27 protein-coding genes and 1 tRNA gene are annotated in these 24,111 nt (G+C 70.3%); 20 read left to right on the top strand and 8 right to left on the bottom strand.

Annotated features, from left to right (window positions below):
- The first annotated feature begins 106 nt into the window (after window positions 1-106).
- Both ACFYO5_RS25275 and ACFYO5_RS25270 read left to right on the top strand, forming a co-directional pair.
- Window positions 107-958, top strand: coding sequence for a sigma-70 family RNA polymerase sigma factor (locus ACFYO5_RS25275; protein ID WP_388712673.1), 852 nt, complete (start codon window positions 107-109; stop codon window positions 956-958).
- Window positions 955-1,776: an integrase gene (locus tag ACFYO5_RS25270; RefSeq protein ID WP_388712670.1), complete on the top strand. Its 822-nt coding sequence runs from the start codon at window positions 955-957 to the stop codon at window positions 1,774-1,776. Before ACFYO5_RS25275 ends, ACFYO5_RS25270 begins: the two co-directional genes overlap by 4 nt.
- 100 nt (window positions 1,777-1,876) lie before the next feature.
- Here the strand turns inward: ACFYO5_RS25270 and ACFYO5_RS25265 are convergent, their stop codons facing one another.
- Window positions 1,877-2,548, bottom strand: coding sequence for a hypothetical protein (locus ACFYO5_RS25265; protein ID WP_388712667.1), 672 nt, complete (start codon window positions 2,546-2,548; stop codon window positions 1,877-1,879).
- A gap of 192 nt (window positions 2,549-2,740) precedes the next feature.
- Between ACFYO5_RS25265 and ACFYO5_RS25260 the strand changes: the two genes are divergently transcribed.
- The 11 genes from ACFYO5_RS25260 (at window position 2,741) to ACFYO5_RS25210 (ending at window position 10,058) form a co-directional block, all read left to right on the top strand.
- Window positions 2,741-3,088, top strand: coding sequence for a hypothetical protein (locus ACFYO5_RS25260; RefSeq protein WP_388712664.1), 348 nt, complete (start codon window positions 2,741-2,743; stop codon window positions 3,086-3,088).
- 5 nt (window positions 3,089-3,093) lie between these two features.
- Entirely contained in the window at window positions 3,094-4,452 is a 1,359-nt protein-coding gene (locus ACFYO5_RS25255) for an FtsK/SpoIIIE domain-containing protein (RefSeq protein WP_388712662.1), read from the top strand.
- Between the two features lie 82 nt (window positions 4,453-4,534).
- Window positions 4,535-4,753 carry a hypothetical protein gene (locus ACFYO5_RS25250; RefSeq protein ID WP_388712659.1) on the top strand — a complete coding sequence of 73 codons (219 nt, stop codon included), beginning with the start codon at window positions 4,535-4,537 and terminating at the stop codon, window positions 4,751-4,753.
- 24 nt (window positions 4,754-4,777) lie between these two features.
- On the top strand, window positions 4,778-5,452 hold the full coding sequence (locus ACFYO5_RS25245; protein WP_388712657.1) for a DUF2637 domain-containing protein: 675 nt from the start codon (window positions 4,778-4,780) through the stop codon (window positions 5,450-5,452).
- A 13-nt stretch (window positions 5,453-5,465) separates the two neighbouring features.
- Window positions 5,466-5,645 (top strand): mobile element transfer protein, encoded by a 180-nt coding sequence (locus tag ACFYO5_RS25240; RefSeq protein ID WP_388712654.1) that lies wholly within the window; start codon window positions 5,466-5,468, stop codon window positions 5,643-5,645.
- A gap of 16 nt (window positions 5,646-5,661) precedes the next feature.
- The gene (locus ACFYO5_RS25235) at window positions 5,662-5,817 is read left to right on the top strand and encodes a hypothetical protein (RefSeq protein ID WP_382783691.1); all 156 of its coding nucleotides are present in this window, start codon (window positions 5,662-5,664) and stop codon (window positions 5,815-5,817) included.
- A 24-nt stretch (window positions 5,818-5,841) separates the two neighbouring features.
- Complete coding sequence (locus ACFYO5_RS25230; RefSeq protein ID WP_388712650.1) at window positions 5,842-6,147, top strand: SpdD protein; 306 nt, start codon at window positions 5,842-5,844, stop codon at window positions 6,145-6,147.
- A gap of 101 nt (window positions 6,148-6,248) precedes the next feature.
- A complete protein-coding gene (locus ACFYO5_RS25225) occupies window positions 6,249-7,598 on the top strand; it encodes a replication initiator (protein ID WP_388712647.1) in 1,350 nt (449 codons plus the stop codon).
- On the top strand, window positions 7,588-7,770 hold the full coding sequence (locus ACFYO5_RS25220; protein WP_388712644.1) for a helix-turn-helix domain-containing protein: 183 nt from the start codon (window positions 7,588-7,590) through the stop codon (window positions 7,768-7,770). The genes ACFYO5_RS25225 and ACFYO5_RS25220 overlap by 11 nt, the downstream gene beginning before the upstream one ends.
- Window positions 7,770-8,936 (top strand): tyrosine recombinase XerC, encoded by a 1,167-nt coding sequence (xerC, locus tag ACFYO5_RS25215; RefSeq protein WP_388712641.1) that lies wholly within the window; start codon window positions 7,770-7,772, stop codon window positions 8,934-8,936. The genes ACFYO5_RS25220 and xerC overlap by 1 nt, the downstream gene beginning before the upstream one ends.
- A 387-nt stretch (window positions 8,937-9,323) precedes the next feature.
- Window positions 9,324-10,058, top strand: a complete 735-nt coding sequence (locus tag ACFYO5_RS25210; protein WP_388712638.1) for a hypothetical protein — start codon at window positions 9,324-9,326, stop codon at window positions 10,056-10,058.
- Between the two features lie 289 nt (window positions 10,059-10,347).
- Here ACFYO5_RS25210 and ACFYO5_RS25205 read toward each other — a convergent pair.
- The 3 genes from ACFYO5_RS25205 to ACFYO5_RS25195 form a co-directional block, all read right to left on the bottom strand.
- Window positions 10,348-10,421: transfer RNA gene (locus tag ACFYO5_RS25205), tRNA-Pro, on the bottom strand.
- A gap of 41 nt (window positions 10,422-10,462) precedes the next feature.
- Window positions 10,463-11,248, bottom strand: a complete 786-nt coding sequence (locus ACFYO5_RS25200; RefSeq protein WP_388712635.1) for a Pr6Pr family membrane protein — start codon at window positions 11,246-11,248, stop codon at window positions 10,463-10,465.
- A 308-nt stretch (window positions 11,249-11,556) separates the two neighbouring features.
- Window positions 11,557-12,483 (bottom strand): metallophosphoesterase, encoded by a 927-nt coding sequence (locus ACFYO5_RS25195; protein ID WP_388712632.1) that lies wholly within the window; start codon window positions 12,481-12,483, stop codon window positions 11,557-11,559.
- A 183-nt stretch (window positions 12,484-12,666) separates the two neighbouring features.
- Here ACFYO5_RS25195 and ACFYO5_RS25190 point away from each other — a divergent pair, with 183 nt between their 5' ends.
- A complete protein-coding gene (locus tag ACFYO5_RS25190; protein ID WP_356560705.1) occupies window positions 12,667-13,131 on the top strand; it encodes a GatB/YqeY domain-containing protein in 465 nt (154 codons plus the stop codon).
- Window positions 13,132-13,508: 377 nt separating this feature from the next.
- On the opposite strand, the gene ACFYO5_RS25185 is transcribed toward ACFYO5_RS25190, so the two are convergent.
- Window positions 13,509-15,824 (bottom strand): transglycosylase domain-containing protein, encoded by a 2,316-nt coding sequence (locus tag ACFYO5_RS25185; protein WP_388712629.1) that lies wholly within the window; start codon window positions 15,822-15,824, stop codon window positions 13,509-13,511.
- Between the two features lie 406 nt (window positions 15,825-16,230).
- Here ACFYO5_RS25185 and wblA point away from each other — a divergent pair, with 406 nt between their 5' ends.
- On the top strand, window positions 16,231-16,569 hold the full coding sequence (gene wblA, locus ACFYO5_RS25180) for a transcriptional regulator WblA (protein WP_356561184.1): 339 nt from the start codon (window positions 16,231-16,233) through the stop codon (window positions 16,567-16,569).
- Window positions 16,570-16,583: 14 nt separating this feature from the next.
- On the opposite strand, the gene ACFYO5_RS25175 is transcribed toward wblA, so the two are convergent.
- The gene (locus tag ACFYO5_RS25175; RefSeq protein WP_388712626.1) at window positions 16,584-17,927 is read right to left on the bottom strand and encodes an ArsA family ATPase; all 1,344 of its coding nucleotides are present in this window, start codon (window positions 17,925-17,927) and stop codon (window positions 16,584-16,586) included.
- The gene (locus ACFYO5_RS25170; RefSeq protein ID WP_356560699.1) at window positions 17,924-18,901 is read right to left on the bottom strand and encodes an ArsA-related P-loop ATPase; all 978 of its coding nucleotides are present in this window, start codon (window positions 18,899-18,901) and stop codon (window positions 17,924-17,926) included. The genes ACFYO5_RS25175 and ACFYO5_RS25170 overlap by 4 nt, the downstream gene beginning before the upstream one ends.
- A 116-nt stretch (window positions 18,902-19,017) precedes the next feature.
- Between ACFYO5_RS25170 and ACFYO5_RS25165 the strand changes: the two genes are divergently transcribed.
- From ACFYO5_RS25165 to ACFYO5_RS25150, 4 genes are all read left to right on the top strand, one after another.
- Window positions 19,018-19,176 (top strand): DUF4177 domain-containing protein, encoded by a 159-nt coding sequence (locus ACFYO5_RS25165; protein WP_003967454.1) that lies wholly within the window; start codon window positions 19,018-19,020, stop codon window positions 19,174-19,176.
- Window positions 19,173-19,637, top strand: a complete 465-nt coding sequence (locus tag ACFYO5_RS25160; RefSeq protein WP_356560697.1) for a RidA family protein — start codon at window positions 19,173-19,175, stop codon at window positions 19,635-19,637. The genes ACFYO5_RS25165 and ACFYO5_RS25160 overlap by 4 nt, the downstream gene beginning before the upstream one ends.
- A 111-nt stretch (window positions 19,638-19,748) precedes the next feature.
- Window positions 19,749-20,618, top strand: a complete 870-nt coding sequence (locus tag ACFYO5_RS25155; RefSeq protein WP_388712622.1) for an NUDIX hydrolase — start codon at window positions 19,749-19,751, stop codon at window positions 20,616-20,618.
- On the top strand, window positions 20,615-21,445 hold the full coding sequence (locus ACFYO5_RS25150) for an MBL fold metallo-hydrolase (protein ID WP_388712619.1): 831 nt from the start codon (window positions 20,615-20,617) through the stop codon (window positions 21,443-21,445). Before ACFYO5_RS25155 ends, ACFYO5_RS25150 begins: the two co-directional genes overlap by 4 nt.
- A 468-nt stretch (window positions 21,446-21,913) precedes the next feature.
- Here ACFYO5_RS25150 and ACFYO5_RS25145 read toward each other — a convergent pair whose 3' ends face one another.
- Window positions 21,914-22,588, bottom strand: a complete 675-nt coding sequence (locus ACFYO5_RS25145) for a Crp/Fnr family transcriptional regulator (protein ID WP_020129286.1) — start codon at window positions 22,586-22,588, stop codon at window positions 21,914-21,916.
- A 407-nt stretch (window positions 22,589-22,995) separates the two neighbouring features.
- Between ACFYO5_RS25145 and nth the strand changes: the two genes are divergently transcribed.
- Window positions 22,996-24,051 carry an endonuclease III gene (gene nth, locus ACFYO5_RS25140; protein WP_388713654.1) on the top strand — a complete coding sequence of 352 codons (1,056 nt, stop codon included), beginning with the start codon at window positions 22,996-22,998 and terminating at the stop codon, window positions 24,049-24,051.
- Window positions 24,052-24,111: the final 60 nt, after the last annotated feature.

Raw genomic sequence — 24,111 nt, 5'->3', positions numbered from 1 at the left:
CCGTCGCAGAGCCGGGTTCTACGTGATCGGCGTTCCTTCTGGACGGCGGCTCGCGCCCTTTCTGTCTAGGGCCCTAGACTCCTGGGTAGTCATAGGAGGTGAAGCCATGTCGGACGAGTTGCGGCGCATTATGGCGATCGATGACCCGTACCTGCTGCTGCGGGAGGTCACGACGCGTCTGGCCGACGCGCAGCAGGAGGTGACCGAACTCGCCCGGCTTCGCCGTCGAGTGGTCCAGGATCTGCACGCCCAAGGGCTGTCGTATGCGCAGATCGCCACGAAAGCCGGCCTGAGCCGGGGCCGGATCCATCAGATTCGCCACACCGGTCCGGCGCCGGAAGGTGCCTTCCTCGGGCGCGGTTCCGTCGTCGTCGCCACCCCCCTGCGGCGGGACGACGAACGCGGGCGCACGGTTGTTGCCGTGGACGATGTCAGCTCGGGCAAGCGTCTCGAGGACCTCGCCCGGTCGTACGGTCTCGATGTCACCTCCGAGCACGTGCCGGTGTCCGGTGAGATCGACCTGAACCGTGACGGCCTGGTCGTCGTCTGCGGCCCGCGGATGTCCCAGCAGATGTGGGACACCTACGCGCAGGATCCGGTACTGCGCTGGGAGCGCGCGGAAGACGGACCGTGGATGCTCGTCGACCGCCGGACCAGCACGGTGTACCGGTCCGGACAGGACAGCGATCCGGCGCGCCCGTACGACGTCGGATACGTCGGCCGGCTGCCACGCCCCGACGGCAAGGGCTCGCTGCTCGCCATCGCCGGTATCCACACGCAAGGCTCCCTCGGCGTCGTCCAGCTGCTCGCCTCCGACCTGAATACGGTCTGGGGGCAGGTGGGTGAGCATCTCTTCTCCACCCTGGTCGGCGTCGAGTACGACCCCGAGACCAGCGAACCGCGCTCCGTCGAACTGCTCACCCCCCTCTACCGGCACGACGAGGAGTCGACGGCGTGAGGGTCACCCTCGGCTCGCTGCCCGCCGAACCGGGCCGGGAGAACGAGGACTTCGCCGCCGCCGCTCCCGGAGCGGCCGTTCTCCTGGACGGCGCCGGCGTCGCCAAGGCGGAAACCGGGTGCACGCACGGTGTCGCCTGGTTCTCCGCGACGCTGGGCGGGCTGCTGCTGAGCACCATCACCGCGCACCCCGCCCGGCCGCTGGCCGCATGCCTGGCCGACGCGATCGACTCCGTCAGATCGCTGCACGAAGGTGTCTGCGACCTCGTCCACCGGGCCAGTCCGACCAGCACGGTCGTTGCCGTCCGGGCTGGTGTGGATGCCCTGGAGTACCTCGTTCTCGGTGACTCCTCGCTCCTCCTCGCGGACAAGGGGCCCGGGGTCACCGTCGTTACCGACCGGCGCCTGGACGACGTCGGCCGGCGGCTACGCGGACCGGTCGACGCGTTGCCGACGGGCTCGCCTGAGCATGCCGCCGCCCTGGCGGAGTACCGCGACGCGCTGACCGGCCTGCGTAACCGGCCGGGCGGCTTCTGGATCGCCGGGCCTGATCCTCGCGCGGCCGAACACACCCTCACGGGGACAGCAGAGCTGGACTCTCTGTCCTCCGTGACGCTGCTGAGCGACGGAGCGACGCGACTCGTCGACCGCTTCGAACTCACCACCTGGCAAGAGACCGTGGCCGTTCTCGACTCGTCGGGGCCTTCCGAGCTGATCCGCCGCGTGCGGGAAGCTGAAGCCGACGACCCCGACGGGCGGCGCTGGCCGCGAGGCAAAACGCATGACGATGCCACCGTTCTGCACTGGGTGCTGCCTTAGGTCTGTTGTGTCTCACGCTGACACAGGCCAGCCTGCTTCAGAGGGGTAGGTCGGTCCCCCTCATGCGGGAATGGGCCGGGCGCATTGCGCTCCAGCGTCCTTAGACGTCACTGTCCTCGACGCCTCCTCGCAACCCCCACTCGTCAAGGCCGGAGTAGATCAACGCAGTACGAGCCGCGGGGAATGACAGAGACTCGGCTTCTCCTGAATACATCGCCACCAGGCAATCGGTACCTCGCCACCAGTTGTCCGCCAGCCCTCTTACCTCTCGCACCGGCTCGTAGGCGTCCAGCTCGACGCCGTCGACAGCGTCACCGGTGATCTTGGTGATCTGCTTCGCCCACATGGAGGCATGGTGGGCCAGCGCAAGCGACTCCACCCATCCCTCGACAGATGCATGGAGCGGAGTCCACTGGTGGGAATGGATGCCGAACTCACCGGCCGGTCCGATCATGAACGAGTAGGGGACTGCGGTCCGCTGATCTCCTGCTTCGAACGACCACCCTTCAGAGGGTGAGCCTTCCGGCGCGTCGGGGTTGAGGTACTTGGGGCCGCCGTCGTACTGCGGCCCGGGCGGCAAGACCAGACCTCCCCATCGCTGTTGGTAGGCAGCCATCCGGTCGATTACTTCCGCTGGGATGTCCCGCTCCAGCCACCACCCCCGGTGCTCCTCGACCGGCTTCACACCGACCCTGATGCCGTGCGCACTCACGAAGGATCGAGCCCTTCGAGTCAGCCCGTCGGGAACGCCGTTGTAGAGGTGGAGGTTCATAGGCGGACGCTACATCGGACGGCTGGACAACCTCAGCTCGTATACCCCCCTAGACAATTGGCGGGGTGTCGGCCTACTGTTGCCGTCAACCCCCCTAGACAGTTGGGGTGGGCCACTCCTCTGCTGTCTAGGGGGGTATCCAGTCGGAACGGTGCCGGCCAACCGGCGCCGCCAACCAGTGAGGTTCAGAAAATGCGTGTCATCCCCGTGGACGTCTCGGCCGCGACGCTGCTCGTCACGAAGCTGCCGGAGGTGAAGGTGAAGGACCGTCAGACCGGTGAGGTAGCTGTGGACCCGGTGACCAACCAGCGGCTCATGGTGCTGGAGCTGGTGTTCATCGCGCAGGGCGGTTCGGACATGATCAAGGTGACCGTTCCGGAGGCGGGCATCGGTGAGGGCCTGGTGATGGGCGCCCCGGTCATCCTGTCGGGCCTCGTCGCCCGGCCCTGGGAGAGCGAGTTCGGCGGGCGGATGCGGCACGGCATCGCCTACCGGGCGGACGCCGTTATGGTCAACGCTCCCGCCTCGGTCCAGGGCTGAGCGCCGTGACCGACACCCTGTGGGCGCTGTCGCTCTGCCTGGTGGCACTCGCTGCGCTGGTGCTGCGGCGTCGTATGCCGGTCGTCTTCTGGTGGCTCGTCGGGTATCCGCTCGTCGCGCTGCGTGTGCTCGCCACCTATCGCGCCACGATGGACGCCTGTGGTCTGACGGTGCCGGCTTCGGCCGTCCGTCGGGCCACGGCCCGGATGATCGGGCGGGAAGCGGCACCCGTACCGCCTCGTCGGTCGTTCCCGGTGCCGACCGGGTCCGGCCTCGTGATGCGGCTGCGGATGGCGACCGGGCAGGCACCGGAGGACTTCATGGCCTCGGCCGACCGGTTGCGCCATGCCTGGTCCGCTCATGCCGTCCACATCCGTCCCACCAAGCCGGGCCGGCTCGAACTGCGACTGATCGGCTGGGACGTCCTCGCGGACGTGCGGCGGCCCCGGCAGCAGAGCGGCGGTCTTCTCTCCCTGCCGCTGGCGCTGCGCGATGACGGACGCTGGCACGTACGGGACTTCCGCGCCGTGCCGCACGAACTCATCCTCGGCGCCACGCAGTCCGGCAAGTCCGTCTACCTGCGCAACCTGCTGTGCGGTCTGGCCCGGCAACCGGTCGTCCTCGTCGGGATCGACTGCAAGTGGGGCGTTGAACTCGCCCCATTCGCACCGCGGTTGTCGGCCCTCGCCGACACCCCGGACCGGGCCAACGAACTCCTCGACGCTCTGCTGGAAGAGATGGAGGCACGGTTCCGCCTCATCGGTCTCGCCTCTGCCGGACCGGACACCGTTCTGACCTCGGACGTATGGGGGCTGCCGGACAAGGTGCGGCCGGTGCCGGTCGTGGTCGTCGTCGACGAGGTGGCGGAACTCTTCCTCGCCGCGAGCCGGGACGACGAGAAGCGGCGCGACGCGATGGTCACCAAGCTCATCCGCATCGCCCAGCTCGGCCGCGCGGCCGGCATCTACCTGGAGGTCTGCGGGCAGCGCTTCGGCTCCGAACTCGGTAAGGGCGCCACCATGCTCCGGGCCCAGCTCACCGGCCGTGTCTGCCACCGTGTGAACGACGAGTCCTCGGCGAACATGGCGCTCGCCGACATCTCCCCTGAGGCGGCGCTGGCCGCCACCTCTATCCCGGCCGAACGACCCGGCGTCGCGATCCTCGGCGACTCCTCCGGCGGCTGGTCCCGCGCCCGCTCCCCGCACCTCACCCTCGACGAAGCGGCGGCCGTCTGCCGCGCAACTGCCGCCCTCGTGCCGGAACTGCCCCGCCTCGACTCCTTCCGGCTGGCCGTCGCCGCCGAGCCCGCCGGGGTGGCCGCTCCCGCCACTCCCGTGCCCACCGCTCGCCCGGTGGCCGAGTAGCCGCACCCCCTTTCCACGGTCGGCGTGACCGCTTCGCGCCACGTCCCTACCCCTCCCATGCCTTGAACCGGAAGGAAGCCCCGTGTCCCGTCCCTCGATCGCCGAGGTCAGCGCCCTCGTCGCCGACCTGGCCGCGCTCCGCCAGAACCCGTACCGCACCTCCGCCGAGTACGCGGCGCTCATGAGTCGTAAGGCGGATCTGCTGGAGCGCATCGCGGCTCACACGCCCGGCGACGCCGACGCCGCCGAGGTGGCCCGCCTGGCCCGTGAGCGTGCCGACTCGCTCAAGCCCGCCAACTGACCGCACGGAAGGGATCGCGAGCCGATGCGTGCCCACCTCGCCCGCGTGGACGCCGTGATTGTCCAAGCCGTCATCGCGGGCGCCCTGTCCTTCTCCCACCTGCACGACCTCGCAGAAGCGGCCGGACAGGGCGGCTGGAAGGCGTGGGCCTACCCCGTCAGCGTCGATCTGCTCCTGGTCGCCGCCTGGCGCCGGATGCGCGAACAGCAGCGTGCCGGACACCCGGCCGGGGGGCCGCGGCTGTGGTTCCTGGTCGCCCTGGCCGCATCCCTCGGCGCCAACGTTGCCACCGCCGGACTTCTCGACCTGGACGACGTCCCCGCCTCGCTGCGCGTCGTGGTGGCCGGCTGGCCCGCCGTCGCCTTCTTCGGCGGAACCCTCCTGGCCCACACGCCCCGCACCCCGAAGGAACCCACGGCCCCGAAGCCCGCGGAGACGGCCCCCGTGGTCGACGAACCCGACCGTGACGCGCTCCCGCCACCGCCCACGGAACCGGTCGCCGACGAGCCTCCCGCCAGCCTCGGCACTGACCCGCCGCCCGCTCCCGCCATCGTCCTGCCGCCCGCCCTCGTCGACCGCGTCCAGGCCCTCGCCGAGGAACACCGCGCCACCACCGGACAGGCGGCCGACCCCGACGCCGTACGCGCCCGGCTCGGTCTCCCGCCCTCCATGACGCCGTCCGTCGCCGCCCACCTCTGAGAAGGGACCGCCCATGAACCCGCGCTTCCGCAACGTCCGCCGCATCGGCCCCGTACAGGTCGCCTCGTACCTCGCCCGCGGCCGCAACCGCCACCTCGCCGCCTGCACGGCGCCGAACTGCGACTTCGCCGCCGAGTACGACAGCCGCGCCGCCGCCGAACTCGCCGCCCGCACCCACCGCTGCAAGGCCTGAGAAGGAGATCACCGCCATGGACGTCCCGCTCTGGTTCGCCGTCCTCGTCGTCGCCGTCCTCGGCATCCAGCTCGCCCGCCCGCCGTGGTGGCTGGTCGCCCTGCTCCTCCTCGGCGGCTACCTCGTCGCCAACAGCATCCTCGCCCCCGCCGTCGCCACCCTCCTCGACTGACAGCCCGCAGAAGGGATCACCCACGTGTTCACCCCGAAGTACCCGCCGCAGGACACCGCCCCGGCCCTCACCATCTCGGCCCCGGCCGTCTCGGCCCCGAACGTCTACAGCCCGACGTCCTACGCCCCCACCCCGGCCCCGGCGCCCAGCCGCCCGGCCGTCCAGCTCACCGCGGGCAGCACGCTCGCCCTCGCGGCCGGCGGCGGCGCCCTGGTCCTCGTCGTCGGCACGGTCCTGGTCTCCATGCTCCTCGCCGTCGCGATCACCGCCGCCTCCGTGGCCGTCTGCGCGGTCACCGTCCGCTCGATCCTCAAGAGCGACCGCCGCTGACCTCATCGCCTCCCGCGCCTCGGCTTGCCCAAACTGTCTAGCCCCCTGGACAAGCCGAGGTGCCTGCCCCAAGCTCTGTCACTTCCTGGAGGAACCCGCACATGCGCCCCGAGACTCCGACCGGAGTCATCCGTCAGGTGGCGAACCTCGCCCAGTTCGGCGACCTCGGCGGCTACGCACGGCAGATCCAACGTCTCGGCGGCTGCGAGCGGCCCGTACGGATGGAGGGCCACCGCCTCGACGTCCACGCCGCAACCGGCGAGATCGTCCGCGAAGTCGTCGACCGCGACCTTCCCGCCGGGCAGCTCCTCATCCGCTGCAACAACCGCCGCGCCACCCGCTGCGCCGCCTGCGCCGAGGTCTACCGCAAAGACACCTTCCACCTCGTCACGGCCGGCCTCAGCGGCGGCAAGGGCATCGGCCCGACCGTCGCCCAACACCCCCGCGTCTTCGCCACCTTCACCGCCCCCTCCTTCGGCCCCGTCCACAACCGCCCCGGCGGCGGACGCTGCCGCTGCGGACGCACCCACGCCGACGACGACCCCACCCTCGGCACACCCCTGCACCCCGACCGCTACGACTACCGCGCCGCCGTCCTGTGGAACGCGCACGCCGGTGCCCTGTGGGCCCGCTTCACCACCTACCTGCGCCAACAGCTCGCCTCCCGCGCGGGCATCGGCCGCACCGAGCTGCGCCACTGCCTCAAGGTGTCCTACGCCAAGGTCGCCGAGTACCAGCGGCGCGGCGCCGTCCACTTCCATGCCGTGATCCGCCTCGACGGCCCCGAAGGCGCCGAGGACACCCCACCGCACTGGGCCACGACGGAACTCCTCGGCGACGCGATCCGCTCGGCCGCTCACCTCGCCGAGACACCCGGCCCGGTCCTCGACGGCCGCGCCCACACCTTCCGCTTCGGCAAACAGCTCGACATCCGCCCCATCCGCTCGGCGGACTTCGCGGGCACCTCCGACCTGTCCAGCCGTGCCGTGGCCGCCTACATCGCCAAGTACGCCACCAAGGGCGCCGAATCCGCGGGCACCCTCGACCGCCCCATCCGCAACCCGATCACCGACCTGATCGGCTCCGGCGTCACCGACCACGCCCGCCAGATGATCCTCACCTGCTGGCACCTCGGCGCCCTGCCCGAACTCGAAGACCTCCGCCTACGCAAGTGGGCCCACATGCTCGGCTTCCGCGGCCACTTCTCCACCAAGTCCCGCGCCTACTCCGTCACCCTCGGCGCCCTCCGCCAGGAACGCGCCGACCACAACGAAGCCCTCACCCGCGAACGCGCCGCCGCAGCCGGCCACCCCCTCCCGGACCCGGACACCGTCCTCGTCCTCTCCCACTGGCGCTTCGCCGGCACCGGCCTGACCGCCGCAGAGACCTGGCTCGCCGCCTCACGCCCCTTCGCTCTCGACCCGGAAGGAGAACCCGACCATGCGTCATGACGAACTGCTCACCGTCGCCGAGGTGATGAGCCGCCTCCGGCTCGGCCGGTCCACCGTCTACGACCTGATCCGCACGCGGCGGCTGCCCTCGGTCACGATCGGCCGGTGCCGACGCATTCCGGCTTCCGCTCTGGGCGACTTCATCGCGGAAGAGATGGGGCGTGCCGCCTGATGACCAAGCGCCGTAGCCGCGGTGACGGCGGCCTGCACTGGGACGAGAAGAGACAACGGTGGATCGCCACGGCGAACCTCGGCTTCGACCCGAGCGGCAAGCGAATCGTGAAGCGGGGGAGTGGCAAGACCAAGACGGAGGCTAAGAACAAGCTCAAGGAGGTGCTGCGGGACCACGAGGACGGCCTCGCCATCGCGCCGACCAACTACACCGTGAAGGACGCTGTCACGGACTGGCTCGCCTACGGCCTGGCCGGCCTCGATCCCAGCACCCTTGCGACCACCACGCTCCTCAGTGAGAAGCACGTCATTCCGGCGCTCGGCGCTCGCAAGCTCCGCGACCTCAGCGCGGAGGACGTGGACCGCTGGCTCGCCAAGAAGGCGCAGACCCTCAGCACCCGCACCCTCCAGTCACTCCACTCGTGCCTGAACCGCGCGGTCAAGCGGGCCATGGCGCGGGACAAGGTGAAGCGCAACGTCGTCGAGCTGTGCTCGGTCCCCCAGGGGCAGGCCGGGCGCCCTTCCAAGGCGCTCACCTTCGCCCAGGCTGAGGCTGTGCTCAAGGGCGCTGAAGGGACCTCGATGTACGCCTACATCGTCGTTGCCCTGCTGACCGGTGCCCGCACCGAGGAACTGCGGGCCCTCACCTGGGATCACGTCTTCCTCAAGGGCCGCCCCGAGATGGACCCGCCGCAGCCTCCCCACATCGCCGTCTGGCGCTCGGTCCGGCGTACCGGAGACACCAAGACCCGGAAGTCCCGGCGTACCCTCGCCCTGCCGGCGCGCTGCGTCGACGCCCTCTGGCAGCAGTTCGAGGATCAGGGCTGGGATCGGCTCGCCGCCGACGAGAAGTGGGAGGAACACGGGCTCGTCTTCTCCTCGGCCGTGGGCAAGCCGCTCGACGCGGCCAACGTCCGCCGTGCCTTCCGGCAGGCGCTCAAGGACGTCGACGGGATCAACGCCGACGAGTGGACGCCACGGGAGCTCCGGCACAGCTTCGTGTCCCTGCTCTCCGACCGGGGTGTCCCGCTGGAAGAGATCTCCCGGCTCGTCGGCCACTCGGGTACGGCCGTCACCGAGGAGGTCTACCGGAAGCAGATCCGGCCCGTGATCCAGACCGGCGCCGTGGTCATGGACGGCATTTTCGGCACTCACCCGAACCGGTAGGGATGGCGTGCGATGGCCCACCGATACCGAATTCGGGTGGGTGGTCCCGGCGCATGGTCGAGGTTCACAGACGATGTGCGCTCCTCGCCTTCAGAGGCGATGGCGTCCTTCGAGCGGCCTTGTCACGGAGTGGTAAAGGAATCAAGGCTTGGGAGGCGGAAGTCGTACACACGACCGGGTGAAATGGAGGTACGGACTGCCCTGCAGAACCCCTCCTAGGGCTTCGCTGGAAGCGATAAAAGTGCAGGTCATGTGCCATTTTGCTCATCGTGATGCAGTTGGCCCTTCGCTGTTTGCGGCGGTGGCGCCGACTGCCGCACCGGGGCCAAGCTCTACGACATCGTCGGCGCCGAAACGGCGTCGCTTAAACGAAGGGCCGGTTCCCGGATGCCCATCGACATCAGCAGACTCGTTCCCCACGAACACTCCGAAGTGACGCGGGCGTTCGCAGCACTACAGGGCCTCAGCTATGCGGCCCTCTGCGCGCGGCAGGCTCTCGCACCGAGCCCCGGTGAGTGGGGTCTGCTTCACTGCACAGCAGGTTCCGAGCGGACGCGTGTGACGCTGGCGACGAGCGACATGAGCTATCACCGTCTCTTGGCTCAGGTATTCAACGGGCCGCGGCATCCTGCTGATACCTCCCTCCCGCCGTCCTGGTCCAACCGGTATGCCTACGGGAGGTATGGATGGCCGGACGACTGGGATCCCGACTCGCCTGGTGATCCGGTTCCGTGGCTCCCGTGCGGCGTGGGTGACATGCAGGAAGTCGGCGCTGCTCACGCGTTTCTCTTCAGCCACACAGGTCCTCAGGTCATTGAGGTGTCCTTCTGCGAAACCATCGAGGGGAGCCGCTGGTCCGTGTTGGACGTTGACAGGTTCTCTCTGCCTGCTGGATACGGCGATTTGTTCGTTGTCGACCCCGACCGGGCCAGGATCGACTGGATAGCGGCACGAGGCGTGGGCGTCTACCCCGGGTGGCCGACACGGGAGGTTCCCCGGTTCGTTACTGCCGATGACGTCGGTGATCAGGCTTCCCTGCTCTGGCGGGGCGGTGCGCAGCCATTCCGGTGGTACGGCGCTGCTGAGACCCTGCTTTCCCACCGCATCGATCACACGGATTGAGAGGTGTGATCTTGTCCGGGAAGCAGCTTGGGGCGGTTCGCCTCATCCGAAATATCAAGAGGCTGCGTGACGTCTGCACCGTAGTAGCGCGCACCTTGCAGGCGGCCTATTACGCGGTACGGCTCTGGGAGTAGGCGCGCTGGGCGCATGACGGTCTCCGTGACTGCTCAAGGGGGCCGTAGCGGCGTCACCACACCAGTTCCTGGTCGTAGTCACGCAGTTAGACACACAGCAACACCAGAGGGCCCTTACCGATCCGGTAAGGGCCCTCTGACCTGCTACTTAACTGTCGGGGTGGCGGGATTTGAACCCACGACCTCTTCGTCCCGAACGAAGCGCGCTACCAAGCTGCGCTACACCCCGATGTCGCTGCTGTACTGCTTGTCGCGGCGACGTCGTTTACTTTAGCCCACCGGTGGCTGGAGACGAAATCCGGTTTTGGTGCGGTGGCGGATGGGGTTCGGGCGGGCGTGGTCGAGGGCGACCAGGAGGATGGCCAGGGCGTAGAAGGCGAGGCCGAGGAGGAGCGCGTTGGCCAAGGTGTGCTTGTAGCCGTGGGCGGCGGCGTCGAGGAAGGGGTAGAGGTAGCGGCCTGGAGCCCCGGGGGAGATCAGGGCGGCGCGGGTCAGGAAGAAGGCAAGGTAGGCCAGGGGGTAGACCAGCCAGGTCGCCGCCTGGCGCAGGTGCAGGTGGCTCGGGGCCGTCAGCAGCAGCCAGTCCAGTACGGCCGCCGCCGGGATCACCGTGTGCAGGAGGTGATGGACGACCGCGTGCCAGCCCGTCGGGGTGCCGGCCGTGCCCGTCACCGAGTACGGGCTCGTCGCGTCCGCCAGCAGCAGGTGGTACACCAGCCCGTTGATCACGGCGTAGAGCAGTGCGGCACCAGTGAGGGCGGAGGGCAGGGGGCGGCGGGCCGTCCAGACGCGGCGGGCTGACACGAGGGTGACCAGGGCCAGCAGGATCGTGCTCTGGACCGAGAACTGGCTCAGCACCCGCAGCGGGCTGCCGAGCAGCAGTGCGAGGGTCACGGCGCCGGCCGCCGCGCCGGTGATGAGCAGACGGAGTACGCCTGCCAGCGGGCGGCGTACCGGCGCCACCACCGCGGAGGCGGGGACGAAGGAGGGCAGGAGCGCGTGGGTCCGCGGGATCGCCGGCAGGTCCGGGATGTCCCTGGGTATCGGGGCGGTCATGCCCTCAAGCTAGATAAAGGGAGCAAAAGGGGCGATGTGGGTGGTCCGTTCGGGGGAGGGAGCCTCGATCCGCTCGTCGCCCCGCCTGACCAGCCCTCGGGCCGCGTCCTCAGCAACCCTCGTCGCCCTGCCCTCACCAGCCCTCGGGCCGCGCCCTCACCAGCCCTCGGGCCGCGCCCTCACCAGCTCCCGGGCCCCGCCCCTCACCAGCCCGCCTGCCCCGCCCCTCACCACACCAGCCCCGGGCCCAACCTCTCACCAGCCCCGGGCCCAACCCCTCCTACTCCCGCCCCCCCCACCTCCCCCTCCTACTCCCTCCCCACCAGCGTCAGCAACGTCACCTCCGGCGGGCAGGCGAACCGCACCGGTGTGTAGCGGTTCGTGCCGCAGCCCGCCGACACGTGCAGGTACGCCGTGTGGTCAGCCGCCGTGTGCGTGGACAGGCCCTTCACCCGGTCCGTGTCCAGGTCGCAGTTGGTGACGAGGGCGCCGTAGAAGGGGATGCACAGCTGGCCGCCGTGGGTGTGGCCGGCGAGGATCAGGGGGTAGCCGTCGGCCGTGTACGAGTCCAGGACGCGCAGGTACGGCGCGTGCACGACGCCCATCGAGAAGTCCGCCGACTCCGACGGGCCGCCGGCCACCTGCGCGTACCGGTCCCGCTTGATGTGCGGGTCGTCCAGTCCCGTCAGCTCGACCGACACGCCGTCGATCTTCAGCGTGCCGCGCGTGTTCGTGAGGTTGAGCCAGCCCGCGCCGTCGAAACCGTCGCGCAGGTCCTCCCACGGGTTGTGGACGACGCCGACCACGGGCGGGTTGCCGTTCAGTCCGTGCCGGCCCTGGATCTTCTCCGAGAGGTAGCGGGCCGGGTTGCGCGGTGTGGGGCCGTAGTAGTCGTTGGAGCCGAAGACGTACGCGCCCGGGAACTCCATCAGAGGGCCGAGCGCGTCGAGGACCTCCGGGATGCCCTCCGGGTCGGACAGGTTGTCGCCGGTGTTGATCACGAAGTCGGGACGCAGGCCGGCCAGCGAGCGCAGCCAGCGCTGCTTCTTGCGCTGGCCGCTCACCATGTGGATGTCCGAGACCTGTAGGACGCGCAGGGGGCGCATCCCGGCGGGGAGGACGGGGACCGTCACCCTTCGGAGGCGGAACGAGCGGGCCTCGAAACCCGCCGCGTACACCAGACCGGCGGCGCCAGCCGCCGCGAGGGACAGAGGTACTCCGTATCGCGCGCGCATACGACCATCGTGTCAGACCGGGTCGGCGACCCGGACCGCACCGTCCCCCGGAACATCCCCGAGACGCCCCTCAGTTGTCCCTGACGTGTCACCCCTTGGGCGAGCGAGGCCGACGAGGGGGCGTACCGGAAGGGAAGTAAATGATGGGGCGGCGTTCCGCCCGCACCTGCGACAATCGAGCCCATGACCACGCTCAAGTCGAAGCTCAAGGAAGACCTCAACGCTGCGATCAAGGAGCGCGACGAGCTCCGCTCCTCGACGCTCCGGCTGACCCTCACCGCGATCACGAAGGAAGAGGTCGCGGGCACGACCAAGCGCGAGCTTTCCGACGACGAGGTGCAGAAGGTGATCACCCGTGAGGCGAAGAAGCGTCGCGAGGCCGCGGACGCCTTCGCGCAGGGTGGTCGCGCCGAGTCGGCCGAGCGGGAGAAGGCGGAGGGCGAGATCCTCGCCGCGTACCTGCCGAAGCAGCTCGGTGACGACGAGCTGGAGGCCATCGTCGCCCAGGCTGTCGCGGAGGCGAAGGCGGCCGGTGCCGAGGGGCCGCGGGCGATGGGCGCCGTCATGAAGATCGTGAACCCCAAGGTGGCCGGCCTGGCGGAGGGCGGCCGCGTCGCCGCCCTGGTCAAGAAGTCGCTCGCGGGCTGACGGAGCGGACGGGGCCGGCGGGCAGGCGGGGCTGGATCGGAAGGCCGCCCGACGGCCAGGCCTGCTGCTGCAAGGCCGGCCGTGCCGTGCCGGGCCGTGCCGGACCAAGGCGTGCGCATGGCCCCCGCGCCCCGCGCGAACAACGCGACGGAAGCGACGAACACGCCTACCACCCTGCCAACAGCGATCCCGACAGCGCCCCCAAAAGCGATACCGACACCGATATCAACAGCGATCCCAACGGTCGCACCGACAGCCCCACCAGAGCAGGCAACCGCGCCATACCCACAGTGACGGCCCCCGTCCCCCTGTCCAGGGAGCCGGGGGCCGTCGCTCATGGGCGTGGGCGTGGGCGCGAGCCGGTAGCCGGGGGAGGCTCAGCCCCGCCCGCCGTTCCCGTTCCCGTTCCCGCCGCCCCCGTTGCCCTGCCCCTGGAAGAGGTTGTCGGGGAGGGTGATGCCGCCCGTGGTGTCACCCGTCGAGCCCGTCGTGCCGCCGTCGACGAGGCCGCCGATGAAGCCGTCGTCGCCGTTGTTCCCGTCGTCGTTCCCGTTCCCACGACCGTTGCCGCCGCGGCCGTTGTCGTCGCGGTCGTCCTCCTTGGGGTCCTTCTTCTCACCGTTCGGGATGCTGATGAGGTGGAAGGGGGGAGCGTCCTTGCCCTCCAGCGCGCCGGTCATGGCGTCCCGCCAGATGGGACCGGGAGTGTCACCGCCGTAGACCTGGGCGTGGTAGGTGCCGCCGATCCAGATGTTGGTCATCTTGACCTTCTGGGAGGCGCTGCCGACCCAGACCGCGCCCGACAGGTTCGGCGTGTAGCCGACGAACCAGGCGTTCTTGCGCTCGTCCGTCGTACCCGTCTTACCGGCGTTCGCGCGGCCTCCGGAGAGGCCGGCCTGCTGGCCTGTACCGGAGTCGACCACTCCGCTCAGCAGGGTGTTGATGCTGTCGGCGGTCTTCTCGCTCATCGCGCGTGAGCAGGTCGACTTCGGGACCTCCAGCGACTTCTTCTCGCCGCCCACCGTCTGGGTGATCGACTCGATGGCGATCGGAGTGCAGTACATCCCGCGGCTGGCGAAGGCCGCGTACGCGCTCGCCATCGTCAGCGGCGAGAGGCCGGTCGAACCGAGGGTCATCGAGGACGGCACCTCGGGCACCTTGTCGCCGTTGCCCTGGACGACGCCGAGGGCGTCGGTCATCTTGACCACGGGACACATGCCGATGTCGCCGAGCATCTCCACGAAGTAGGTGTTGACCGACAGCTCCATGGCCTCCCGCAGCGCGAAGGGGCCGACCTCGGTCTCCGACTCGTTCTCGAGCGTCTCGTCCTGCAGGTTGACCCACGGCTTGCCGCTGCACGTCTGCACCTGCTGGGGGTACGGCATCTTGTACGGCGCGGGGTAGGACTGCGTCGGCGGCTTGCCCTGCTCCAGCGCGGCCGCGGCCACGAAGGGCTTGAACGTCGAACCGGTCGGGAAGCCGAAGTTCGACCCGCCCATCGCGGCGTTGACCGAGAAGTTGTACTCGGTCTCGTTCTTGCCGTAGCCGTACGGCTTCGACTGGCCCATCCCGAGGATCTTGCCGGTGCCGGGCTCCACGAGCGTGGCGGCCGCGGCGACCTTGTCCGACTTGTTGACGTGGTCCTTCAGCGAGTCCTGCACGGACGCCTGGGCCTGCGGTTCGAGCGTCGTCCGGATGGTCAGACCGCCCCGGTTCCAGGTCTTGGCGCGCTCTTCCTTCGTCTTGCCGAAGACCGGGTCGCTGAGGAAGACCCGCTCGACGTACTTGCAGAAGAAGCTGGCGCCCCGCACGGCCGTGATGCAGCCGTTCTTCGGCTGGGTGACCTTCAGGCCCAGCGGGTCCTGCTTCGCCTTGTCGGCCTCGGCCTGCGAGACGTCCCCGACCTCGGCCATGCGCTCCAGCACGACGTTACGCCGCTTGACGGCCTCGGCCTCGTCGTTGACGGGGTCGTACCGGCTCGGCGACTGGACGATGCCCGCCAGCAGGGCCGACTCGGCGAGGGTCAGGTCCTTGGCGTGCTTGGAGAAGTACCGCTGGGAGGCGGCCTCGACGCCGTAGGCCTGCTGGCCGAAGAAGGTGATGTTCAGGTAGTTCTCGAGGATCTTCTTCTTGCCCAGCTCCTCCTCGACCTGGATCGCGTACTTCAGCTCGCGGATCTTCCGGCCGATGGTCTGCTGGGTGGCCTGCGCGACCTTCGTCGGGTCGTCACCGGCCTCCTCGACGAAGACGTTCTTCACGTACTGCTGCGTGAGCGTCGAGGCGCCCTCGGAGACGCCACCGCTCTGCGCGTTCTTGTTCAGGGCGCGCAGGACGCCCTTCAGGTCCACCGCGCCGTGCTGGTAGAAGCGCGAGTCCTCGATCGCGACGATCGCCTTCTGCATGTACGGCGAGATGTTCTTGAGGTCGACGACCGTGCGGTCACGTGAGTAGACCGTGGCGATCTGGTCGCCGTCGGCGTCGAGGATCGTGGTGCGCTGGCTCAGCGGCGGCGTCTTGAGGTTGGCCGGGAGTTCGTCGAAGGACTCCACCGACCCCTTCGCGGCCAGACCCAGCGCTCCGACCGCGGGCAGCGCGATGCCGGCCAGCACGGCTCCCGCGAGCACACTGACACCGAGGAACTTGGCGGCCTGCTGGGTCGCCGTCAGACCACCGCCCGAGCTCTTCTTTGGCATGAGGGCAGCCTACGTTCTCATTCGCCGGACACGCGTCAATGCCTTGGCCTAAGCTGCTCTCAACTGTCACAGCAGCAGGGCTACGTATCAATACGTCCGGCGACCCCGAATCGTTCCGGAGGTTCCTTACTTTCTGGTGAGGGCGTGTCCGAATCCGCCTTGTGTGTCACCGGGCGTCCGTTGTGACTCAAGCAAACCGTCCCGATTCGCCGGGATGGTCGCATATGTCGCAGGCTCACTCCCCCGGGTGATCTGCCGCTTACGCATAGTCCGTTCGGGCCATTCAAGATTGGGCCCGAAGGGGGTGTTGCGCTGTGCCCACCTTCCGTAACGTCCTCAACTGGCGGCGGTGAATATGCCGCTGCCGCCGTGGGGGAGCCTCGATTCGGGAGAGGACGGCGCCGGTATGGGCTGGGTAACCGACTGGAGTGCGCAGGCTGCCTGCCGCACTACCGATCCGGATGAACTGTTCGTTCAGGGAGCAGCGCAGAACAGGGCCAAGGCGGTGTGCACCGGATGCCCGGTGCGGACCGAGTGCCTGGCGGACGCGCTCGACAACCGCGTCGAGTTCGGCGTGTGGGGAGGCATGACGGAGCGCGAGCGCCGCGCACTGCTGCGCAGGCGGCCGACCGTGACCTCCTGGCGCCGGCTCCTGGAGACCGCGCGCTCGGAGTACGAGCGCGGAGCGGGCATCGTGCCGCTCGACGATGACCAGATGTACGAGAACTACGCGGCGGTGAGCTGAGGGGGTCCGTCCCCTCAGACCTCCGCCTCGGGCAGCTCCGGCCGGTTGGCCGCGAGCCGGTTGCCGATGTCCCGCAACCCTGCCAGGTCGTGAACGTCGCCGGGCAGCGCGGCCACTTCGGCCACCGCCACTTCGGGGTGCAGCGAGGCGAAGCGGTCCCGTGTGCGCTGCTCACGGGAGAGCAGGTGCATACGATCGGCGTGCAGCCTCAACAGGCCGGCGGTGAGCTGGTCGGTGGACCGCGCCAGGTCGGAGCCGGTGGGGGAGCCATCGGCGGTGTCACTGTCGGGGGCCGGTGTCCCCGGAGCGGTCGATTCTGAACTGCCGTACGTGTCGGGAGAGTGACGAAGTCCAGCTTTCCCGCCGCCCTGATCCACAATGCGGGCTTCCGCAAGATTTTCGGCGGCGGCGAGCGCCCGCTCGGCGGACAGCTGGGCGGCGCCGCTGCCATGGACCCGGTTGAGCACCAGGCCGGCCAGCGGCATGCGCTCGGCGGCCAGCCGCTCCACGAAGTACGCCGCCTCCCGCAGCGCGTCCCGCTCGGGCGCCGCCACCACGAGGAACGCCGTCCCGGGAGCCTGGAGAAGCTTGTACGTGGCGTCCGCGCGCGTGCGGAAACCACCGAAGGTCGTGTCCATCGCGGCGATGAACGTCTGGACGTCCTTGAGGAGTTGGCCGCCGAGCAGCTTGCCGAGGGTGCCGGTCATCATCGACATCCCGACGTTGAGGAACTTCATCCCGGCGCGGCCGCCCAGCTTGGCCGGGGCCGTCAGCAGCCGGATCAGCCGCCCGTCCAGGAACGACCCGAGGCGCTTGGGCGCGTCCAGGAAGTCCAGCGCCGAGCGGGACGGCGGTGTGTCGACGACGATCAGGTCCCACTCGTCCCGCGCCCGCAGCTGCCCCAGCTTCTCCATCGCCATGTACTCCTGCGTGCCGGCGAAGCCCGCGGAGAGGGACTGGTAGAAGGGGTTCGACAGGATCGTGGCCGCCCGCTCGGCGTCCGCGTGCGCCTCGACCACCTCGTCGAAGGTGCGCTTCATGTCGAGCATCATCGCGTGCAGCTCGCCGTCGCCGTCGACGCCCTTCACCCGGCGGGGCGTGTTGTCGAGCGAGTCGATGCCCATGGACTGCGCGAGACGGCGGGCGGGGTCGATGGTGAGGACGACCACCTTGCGGCCGCGCTCGGCCGCCCTGAGGCCCAGCGCCGCCGCGGTCGTCGTCTTGCCGACCCCGCCCGAACCGCAGCACACCACGATGCGGGTCCCCGGATCGTCGAGCAGGGGGTCGACGTCCAGCGTGCGCACGGGGGCGGGACGGCGGGTGCCCTCCTCCTGGACCTGGGCCTCGTCCGCGCTCATGACATCCCCTGCTTCCGCAGCTCGCCGGCGATTTCGTACAGGCCCGCCAGGTCCACACCCTCGGCGAGCAGCGGCAGTTCGTGCAACGGCAGACCCAGCTCGCCCAGTACGGCACGCTGCTCCTGCTCCAGCGCATACCGCGCGGCGTACTCGCCGGCCTGGGCCAGCAGCGGGTCCACCAGCCGCTCGGCGTGCCCGCCCCGGCGTGCCCCGCCGAGCCCCGCGGCGGACAGCGACCGCGCAACAGAGGAACGCGCCACCGTCCTGACGAGTTCCAGCCCGTCCGCGTCCAACACCTCGGGCCGGACCATGTTCACCACGACCCGCCCCACGGGCAGGCTCGCGGCCCGCAGTTCGGCGATGCCGTCGGCGGTCTCCTGGACGGGCATCTCCTCCAGCAGCGTCACCAGGTGCACGGCCGTCTCCGGGGACTTCAGCACCCGCATCACGGCCTGCGCCTGATTGTGTATCGGGCCGATCCTGGCGAGGCCCGCGACCTCGTCGTTCACGTTCAGGAAGCGGGTGACGCGGCCCGTGGGAGGGGCGTCCATGACGACGTGGTCGTACACGAACCGTCCGCTCTTGTCCTTCCTGCGCACGGCCTCGCACGCCTTGCCGGTGAGGAGTACGTCCCTCAGGCCGGGCGCGATGGTGGTGGCGAAGTCGATCGCGCCCAGCTTCTTCAGGGCCCGGCCCGCGCCGCCCAGCTTGTAGAACATCTGGAGGTAGTCCAGAAGGGCCAGTTCGGGGTCGATCGCCAGGGCGTACACCTCCCCGCCCCCGGGAGCGACGGCGATCTTCCGCTCCTCATAAGGCAGCGCCTCCGTCTCGAAGAGTTGCGCGATGCCCTGGCGGCCCTCGACCTCGACGAGAAGCGTCCGCTTCCCCTCGGTCGCGAGAGCCAACGCGAGAGCGGCGGCGACCGTGGTCTTTCCGGTCCCGCCCTTGCCGCTGACGACCTGGAGCCTGCTCACGTCTTCGAGCGTAACCAGTCGGCGCGCGAGCCAACCGGGAGGCTGTGGATAACCGGTGTCCGATCGGCCACATGGCCGGGGACGAACCCTCGCGTCACAGCGGATAAGGTCGGCCCATGACCAAGTGGGAATACGCAACCGTGCCGCTGCTCGTCCATGCCACGAAGCAGATTCTGGACACCTGGGGCGAGGACGGCTGGGAGCTCGTCCAGGTCGTGCCCGGCCCGAACAACCCCGAGCAGCTCGTGGCCTACCTGAAGCGGGAGAAGGCGTGAGCGCGGTCGAGGCGAGGCTCGCCGAGCTGGGCCTGACCCTGCCCGCGGTCGTACCGCCGCTCGCGTCCTACCAGCCGGCCGTGCGGTCCGGACGGTACGTGTACACGTCCGGCCAACTGCCGATGGTGGAGGGCAAGCTTCCGGTCACGGGCAAGGTCGGCGCGGAGGTCACCCCCGAGGAAGCCAAGGACCTGGCCCGCACCTGCGCCCTGAACGCCCTGGCCGCCGTCAAGTCGGTCGCCGGTGACCTGGACCGCATCGCGCGCGTGGTGAAGGTCGTCGGGTTCGTGGCGTCGGCCTCCGACTTCACCGGCCAGCCCGCCGTCGTCAACGGCGCGAGCGAGCTGCTGGGCGAGGTCCTCGGCGACAAGGGCGTGCACGCGCGCAGCGCGGTGGGCGTCGCGGTCCTGCCCCTGGACGCCCCGGTCGAGGTGGAGATCCAGGTCGAGCTGGCGGAGTAGCCGCTGGAACCGGTGGACACCGGACGGCGGGGGCGGCCCGCCCACGGCGGGCGCACCCCCTGACCTCGGGCACCTCTCGAACATTCGCCCGTCACGGGATAGCCTCCGGCCATGGCGAATGGGCAGTGGTTTCCACCGGACTGGCCGGAACGCATCCGTGCGCTCGCGGACGGCACACTCACCCCGGTCGCCCCGAAACGCGCGGCCACGGTGATGCTCCTGAAGGACGCCGGCGGCGGTCCTGTCGTCCACATGCTGCGCAGACGCGCCTCCATGGCCTTCGCCGGAGGCGCGTACGCGTATCCGGGCGGCGGAGTCGACCCCCGCGACGACGACCACCATGTGCGCTGGGCGGGCCCCACGCGCGCGTGGTGGGCCGAGCGGCTCGGCGTCGAGGAGACCACGGCCCAGGCGATCGTCTGCGCGGCCGTGCGGGAGACGTACGAGGAGGCCGGCGTGCTGCTCGCCGGGCCGACCGCCGAAGCGGTCGTCGGCGACACCACCGGCGACGACTGGGAGGCCGACCGGGCCGCCCTCGTGGCCCGCGAGACCTCCTTCGCGGAGTTCCTCGACCGACGGGGGCTGGTGCTGCGCTCCGATCTGCTGGGCGCCTGGACGCGCTGGATCACCCCGGAGTTCGAGCCCCGCCGCTACGACACCTGGTTCTTCGTCGCCGCGCTCCCCGACGGCCAGCGCACCCGCAACGCCTCCACAGAGGCCGACCGCACGGTCTGGATCCGTCCCGCCGACGCCGCCGCCTCGTACGACGAGGGCGAGCTGCTGATGATGCCGCCCACGATCGCGACCCTGCGCCAACTGCTCCCGTACGGCACGGCCGCCGAGGCCCTGGCCGCCGCACCCGCGCGCGACCTCGCCCCGGTCCTGGCGCGGGCCCGCCTGGAGGACGGCGAGGTCGTGCTCTCCTGGCCGGGCCACGACGAGTTCACCAAGCACGTCCCGGCCGGTGGAGGTTCCGCATGACCGACGCAGCCGCCCTGCCCGGCCGGCCCCGGGGCGGGGTCCTGTCGGGCCCCGCCACCCCGCGCGCGGTCAACGTCCTGGCGCCCAACGCCTCCGCGATGACCCTGGACGGCACGAACACCTGGCTCGTCTCCGAGCCCGGCTCGGACCTGACCGTCGTGATCGACCCGGGCCCGCTGGACGAGGCTCACCTGCGCAATGTCGTCGACACCGCCGGCAGGGCCGGCAAGCGCGTCGCCCTGACCCTCCTCACCCACGGCCATCCCGACCACGCCGAGGGCGCCGCCCGCTTCGCCGAGCTGACCGGCACGAAGGTGCGCGCCCTGGACCCGGCGCTACGGCTGGGTGACGAGGGCCTGGCCGCCGGTGACGTGATCGCGGTCGGCGGCCTGGAGCTGCGGGTCGTACCGACGCCGGGCCACACCGCCGACTCGCTCTGCTTCCACCTGCCGGCCGACCGCGCCGTCCTGACCGGCGACACGATCCTCGGCCGCGGTACGACGGTGGTGGCGCACCCCGACGGCCGCCTCGGCGACTACCTGGACTCGCTGCGTCGGCTCAGGTCCCTCACGGTCGACGACGGCGTCCACACCGTGCTGCCGGGCCACGGGCCCGTCCTGGAGGACGCCCAGGGCGCCGTCGAGTTCTACCTCGCCCACCGCGCCCACCGCCTCGCCCAGGTGGAGACGGCCGTGGAGGACGGCTTCCAGGGCCCCGCCGAGGTCGTCGCCCGTGTCTACGCCGACGTCGACCGCTCCCTGTGGCCGGCGGCGGAACTGTCGGTACGGGCCCAGCTGGAGTACCTCCAGGAGCACGGCCTCATCTAGTCCGGTCCGGCCGGCCCTCGCAGTCTCGGTCGGGTCCCCGGGCCCGGCCTCTCGGTCCGGCTCTCCCAGCCCGGCCGGGATGCTTTTGCGCCGCACGCGCGTATACGGCGGGCCACGGAACCGGGCGGCACCGGGCGGGCCGCAGCCGGGCCCGTGTGCCTCGGCGACGCGGACGCGCCGGCGCGGGAGGAGGAGCGCGAGGGCGCCGCTGATCTCCCGGGCGCGAAGGGGGGTGCCCGGTGGCGGGTGGACGTGCGGCCGGGGCCTCGCCCCGCAGCGGCGTGCACGGACACGCCACGAACCATCCGAGGTCGTACCTCACCGCGTCGCGCAGCAGCCGGGCACGGCCGTGACGCAGCGCGCCGACCCGTCGATCTGGGACGCCCGCACAGGCGCCCTGTCGGCGAAGCCCGGCGGCCCAGCTCACGGCCCAGCCCGTCGGTCAAGCCCGTCGGCCCAGGCCCGCGGTCAGCGAGACCGCTTGGCCAGTCGCTCCACGTCCAGCAGGATGACCGCCCGTGCCTCCAGCCGGAGCCAGCCACGCTGCGCGAAGTCCGCCAGCGCCTTGTTCACGGTCTCGCGGGACGCGCCGACCAGCTGGGCCAACTCCTCCTGGGTGAGGTCGTGGACGACGTGGATGCCTTCCTCGGACTGCACGCCGAAGCGGCGGGAGAGGTCCAGCAGGGCGCGCGCGACGCGTCCGGGAACGTCGGAGAAGACCAGGTCGGACATGGCGTCGTTGGTCTTGCGCAGTCGCCGGGCGACGGCGCGCAGAAGCGCGGTGGCCACCTCGGGGCGGGCGTTCAGCCAGGGCTGGAGATCGCCGTGGCCGAGGCCGAGCAGCTTCACCTCGGTCAGCGCCGTGGCGGTCGCCGTGCGCGGGCCCGGGTCGAACAGCGACAGCTCGCCGATCAGCTCGCTGGGGCCGACCACCGCCAGCATGTTCTCGCGGCCGTCCGGGGAGGTGCGGTGGAGCTTGACCTTGCCTTCGGTGACGACGTAGAGCCGGTCGCCGGGGTCTCCCTCGTGGAACAGGGAGTCGCCACGGGCGAGCGTCACCTCGCTCATGGAGGCGCGGAGCTCCGCGGCCTGCTCGTCGTCTAGTGCCGCGAAGAGCGGGTTGCGCCGGAGGACGTCGTCCACGAGTTCTCTCCTTGTCGACCTGCTCAGGGGATGGTGCTCCCCCGTGTGCCAGGGGTCCGTGTTCCCCATTTTGCCGGACGGTCCAAACAGTGTGATCTGTCACAAGGATGCCGCACAGGTGTCCTGGGGTAAGCGGCAGGGGTCCAATTGGGGGCTGATCTTCAGGGTCCGGGGCGGATGTCGGTGTCGGGCTTTAGGCTGGCCGGGTGTCCGAATCGCCGGTGAAAACACAGGCCGAGGGGGCTGGGCAGGTGGTTGTACGTGGTGATTCCGCTGTGGGCGAACAGGCCTTCGGTGGTGACGAGGAGAGGGCGAAAGCCGTGAAGAAGGCGGCTGCCGAGGGGCCGTCGGCTTCCGAGGGCACGTCCACCGGCCGTAGGCCGGCGGCCGGCAGGAAGGCGGCCCCCGTGAAGAAGGCGGCCGTGCGGAAGGTCCCCGCGAAGGCCGCTGCGAAGAAGGCGCCCGCGAAGAAGGCCCCCGCGAAGAAGGCCCCCGCGAAGAAGGCACCCGCCAGGAAGGCGCCTCCGAAGGAAGCGCCCGCGACGAATGCCGAGACCGCCGCCGCGACGAATGCCGAGACCGCCGCCGCGACCGCCGCCGTGACGGCCGCCGCCAAGCCTCAGAAGTCCCAGAAGCGGTCGGAGCAACGGAAGTCACGGGAGTCTCCCCAGTCGCCGAAGCCTCCCAAGGACGAGTCCCGCACCGCCCTGGTCCGCCGAGCCCGCCGCATCAACCGCGAGCTGTCCGAGATCTACCCCTACGCCCACCCCGAGCTGGACTTCGAGAACCCCTTCCAACTCGTGGTCGCCACGGTTCTGTCCGCCCAGACCACCGACCTCCGGGTCAACCAGACCACCCCCGGCCTCTTCTCGAGGTACCCGACCCCCGAGGACCTGGCAGCCGCCGATCCGGAGGACGTCGAGGAGATCCTGCGCCCGACGGGTTTCTTCCGCGCCAAGACCAGGTCGGTGATAGGCCTCTCCAAGGCCCTGGTCGAGCAGTTCGACGGTGAGGTGCCCGGGCGCCTCGAGGACCTGGTGAAGCTGCCCGGAGTGGGCCGCAAGACCGCCTTCGTGGTGCTGGGCAACGCGTTCGGCCGACCGGGAATCACCGTGGACACGCACTTCCAGCGACTGGTACGGCGCTGGCGGTGGACCCAGGAGACCGAGCCGGACAAGATCGAGGCGGCCGTCGGCTCGCTCTTCCCCAAGAGCGAGTGGACGATGCTCTCGCACCACGTGATCTTCCACGGGCGCCGCATCTGCCACGCCCGCAAGCCCGCCTGCGGCGCCTGCCCCATCGCCCCGCTCTGCCCGGCGTACGGCGAGGGGGAGACGGACCCCGAGAAGGCGAAGAAGCTGCTGAAGTACGAGAAGGGCGGCTTCCCCGGCCAACGGCTGAACCCGCCCCAGGCCTACCTGGACGCGGGCGGCCGGCCCGCTCCTCCGCTGGGGGCCGGATGAGGCAGGGTGCGACCCCGCCGAACCGGAACGATTCGCGCCTCCTCGGGCGTTGGACCACGC

This window comes from Streptomyces sp. NPDC006259 (assembly GCF_042870975.1).
In the GTDB taxonomy this organism is placed as follows: Bacteria; Actinomycetota; Actinomycetes; order Streptomycetales; family Streptomycetaceae; genus Streptomyces.
Note: the sequence above shows the minus strand (reverse complement) of the source record. Positions and strands in the feature narration are given on the sequence as shown.

Bases quoted from the DNA above. Each gene is read 5' to 3' on its own strand.
- ACFYO5_RS25275 (WP_388712673.1), top strand. From the start codon at position 107: ATGTCGGACGAGTTGCGGCGCATTATGGCGATCGATGACCCGTACCTG.
- ACFYO5_RS25265 (WP_388712667.1), bottom strand. From the start codon at position 2,548: ATGAACCTCCACCTCTACAACGGCGTTCCCGACGGGCTGACTCGAAGG.
- ACFYO5_RS25260 (WP_388712664.1), top strand. From the start codon at position 2,741: ATGCGTGTCATCCCCGTGGACGTCTCGGCCGCGACGCTGCTCGTCACG.
- ACFYO5_RS25245 (WP_388712657.1), top strand. From the start codon at position 4,778: ATGCGTGCCCACCTCGCCCGCGTGGACGCCGTGATTGTCCAAGCCGTC.
- ACFYO5_RS25240 (WP_388712654.1), top strand. From the start codon at position 5,466: ATGAACCCGCGCTTCCGCAACGTCCGCCGCATCGGCCCCGTACAGGTC.
- ACFYO5_RS25235 (WP_382783691.1), top strand. From the start codon at position 5,662: ATGGACGTCCCGCTCTGGTTCGCCGTCCTCGTCGTCGCCGTCCTCGGC.
- ACFYO5_RS25225 (WP_388712647.1), top strand. From the start codon at position 6,249: ATGCGCCCCGAGACTCCGACCGGAGTCATCCGTCAGGTGGCGAACCTC.
- ACFYO5_RS25220 (WP_388712644.1), top strand. From the start codon at position 7,588: ATGCGTCATGACGAACTGCTCACCGTCGCCGAGGTGATGAGCCGCCTC.
- xerC (WP_388712641.1), top strand. From the start codon at position 7,770: ATGACCAAGCGCCGTAGCCGCGGTGACGGCGGCCTGCACTGGGACGAG.
- ACFYO5_RS25210 (WP_388712638.1), top strand. From the start codon at position 9,324: ATGCCCATCGACATCAGCAGACTCGTTCCCCACGAACACTCCGAAGTG.
- ACFYO5_RS25200 (WP_388712635.1), bottom strand. From the start codon at position 11,248: ATGACCGCCCCGATACCCAGGGACATCCCGGACCTGCCGGCGATCCCG.
- ACFYO5_RS25195 (WP_388712632.1), bottom strand. From the start codon at position 12,483: ATGCGCGCGCGATACGGAGTACCTCTGTCCCTCGCGGCGGCTGGCGCC.
- ACFYO5_RS25190 (WP_356560705.1), top strand. From the start codon at position 12,667: ATGACCACGCTCAAGTCGAAGCTCAAGGAAGACCTCAACGCTGCGATC.
- ACFYO5_RS25185 (WP_388712629.1), bottom strand. From the start codon at position 15,824: ATGCCAAAGAAGAGCTCGGGCGGTGGTCTGACGGCGACCCAGCAGGCC.
- wblA (WP_356561184.1), top strand. From the start codon at position 16,231: ATGGGCTGGGTAACCGACTGGAGTGCGCAGGCTGCCTGCCGCACTACC.
- ACFYO5_RS25175 (WP_388712626.1), bottom strand. From the start codon at position 17,927: ATGAGCGCGGACGAGGCCCAGGTCCAGGAGGAGGGCACCCGCCGTCCC.
- ACFYO5_RS25165 (WP_003967454.1), top strand. From the start codon at position 19,018: ATGACCAAGTGGGAATACGCAACCGTGCCGCTGCTCGTCCATGCCACG.
- ACFYO5_RS25155 (WP_388712622.1), top strand. From the start codon at position 19,749: ATGGCGAATGGGCAGTGGTTTCCACCGGACTGGCCGGAACGCATCCGT.
- ACFYO5_RS25150 (WP_388712619.1), top strand. From the start codon at position 20,615: ATGACCGACGCAGCCGCCCTGCCCGGCCGGCCCCGGGGCGGGGTCCTG.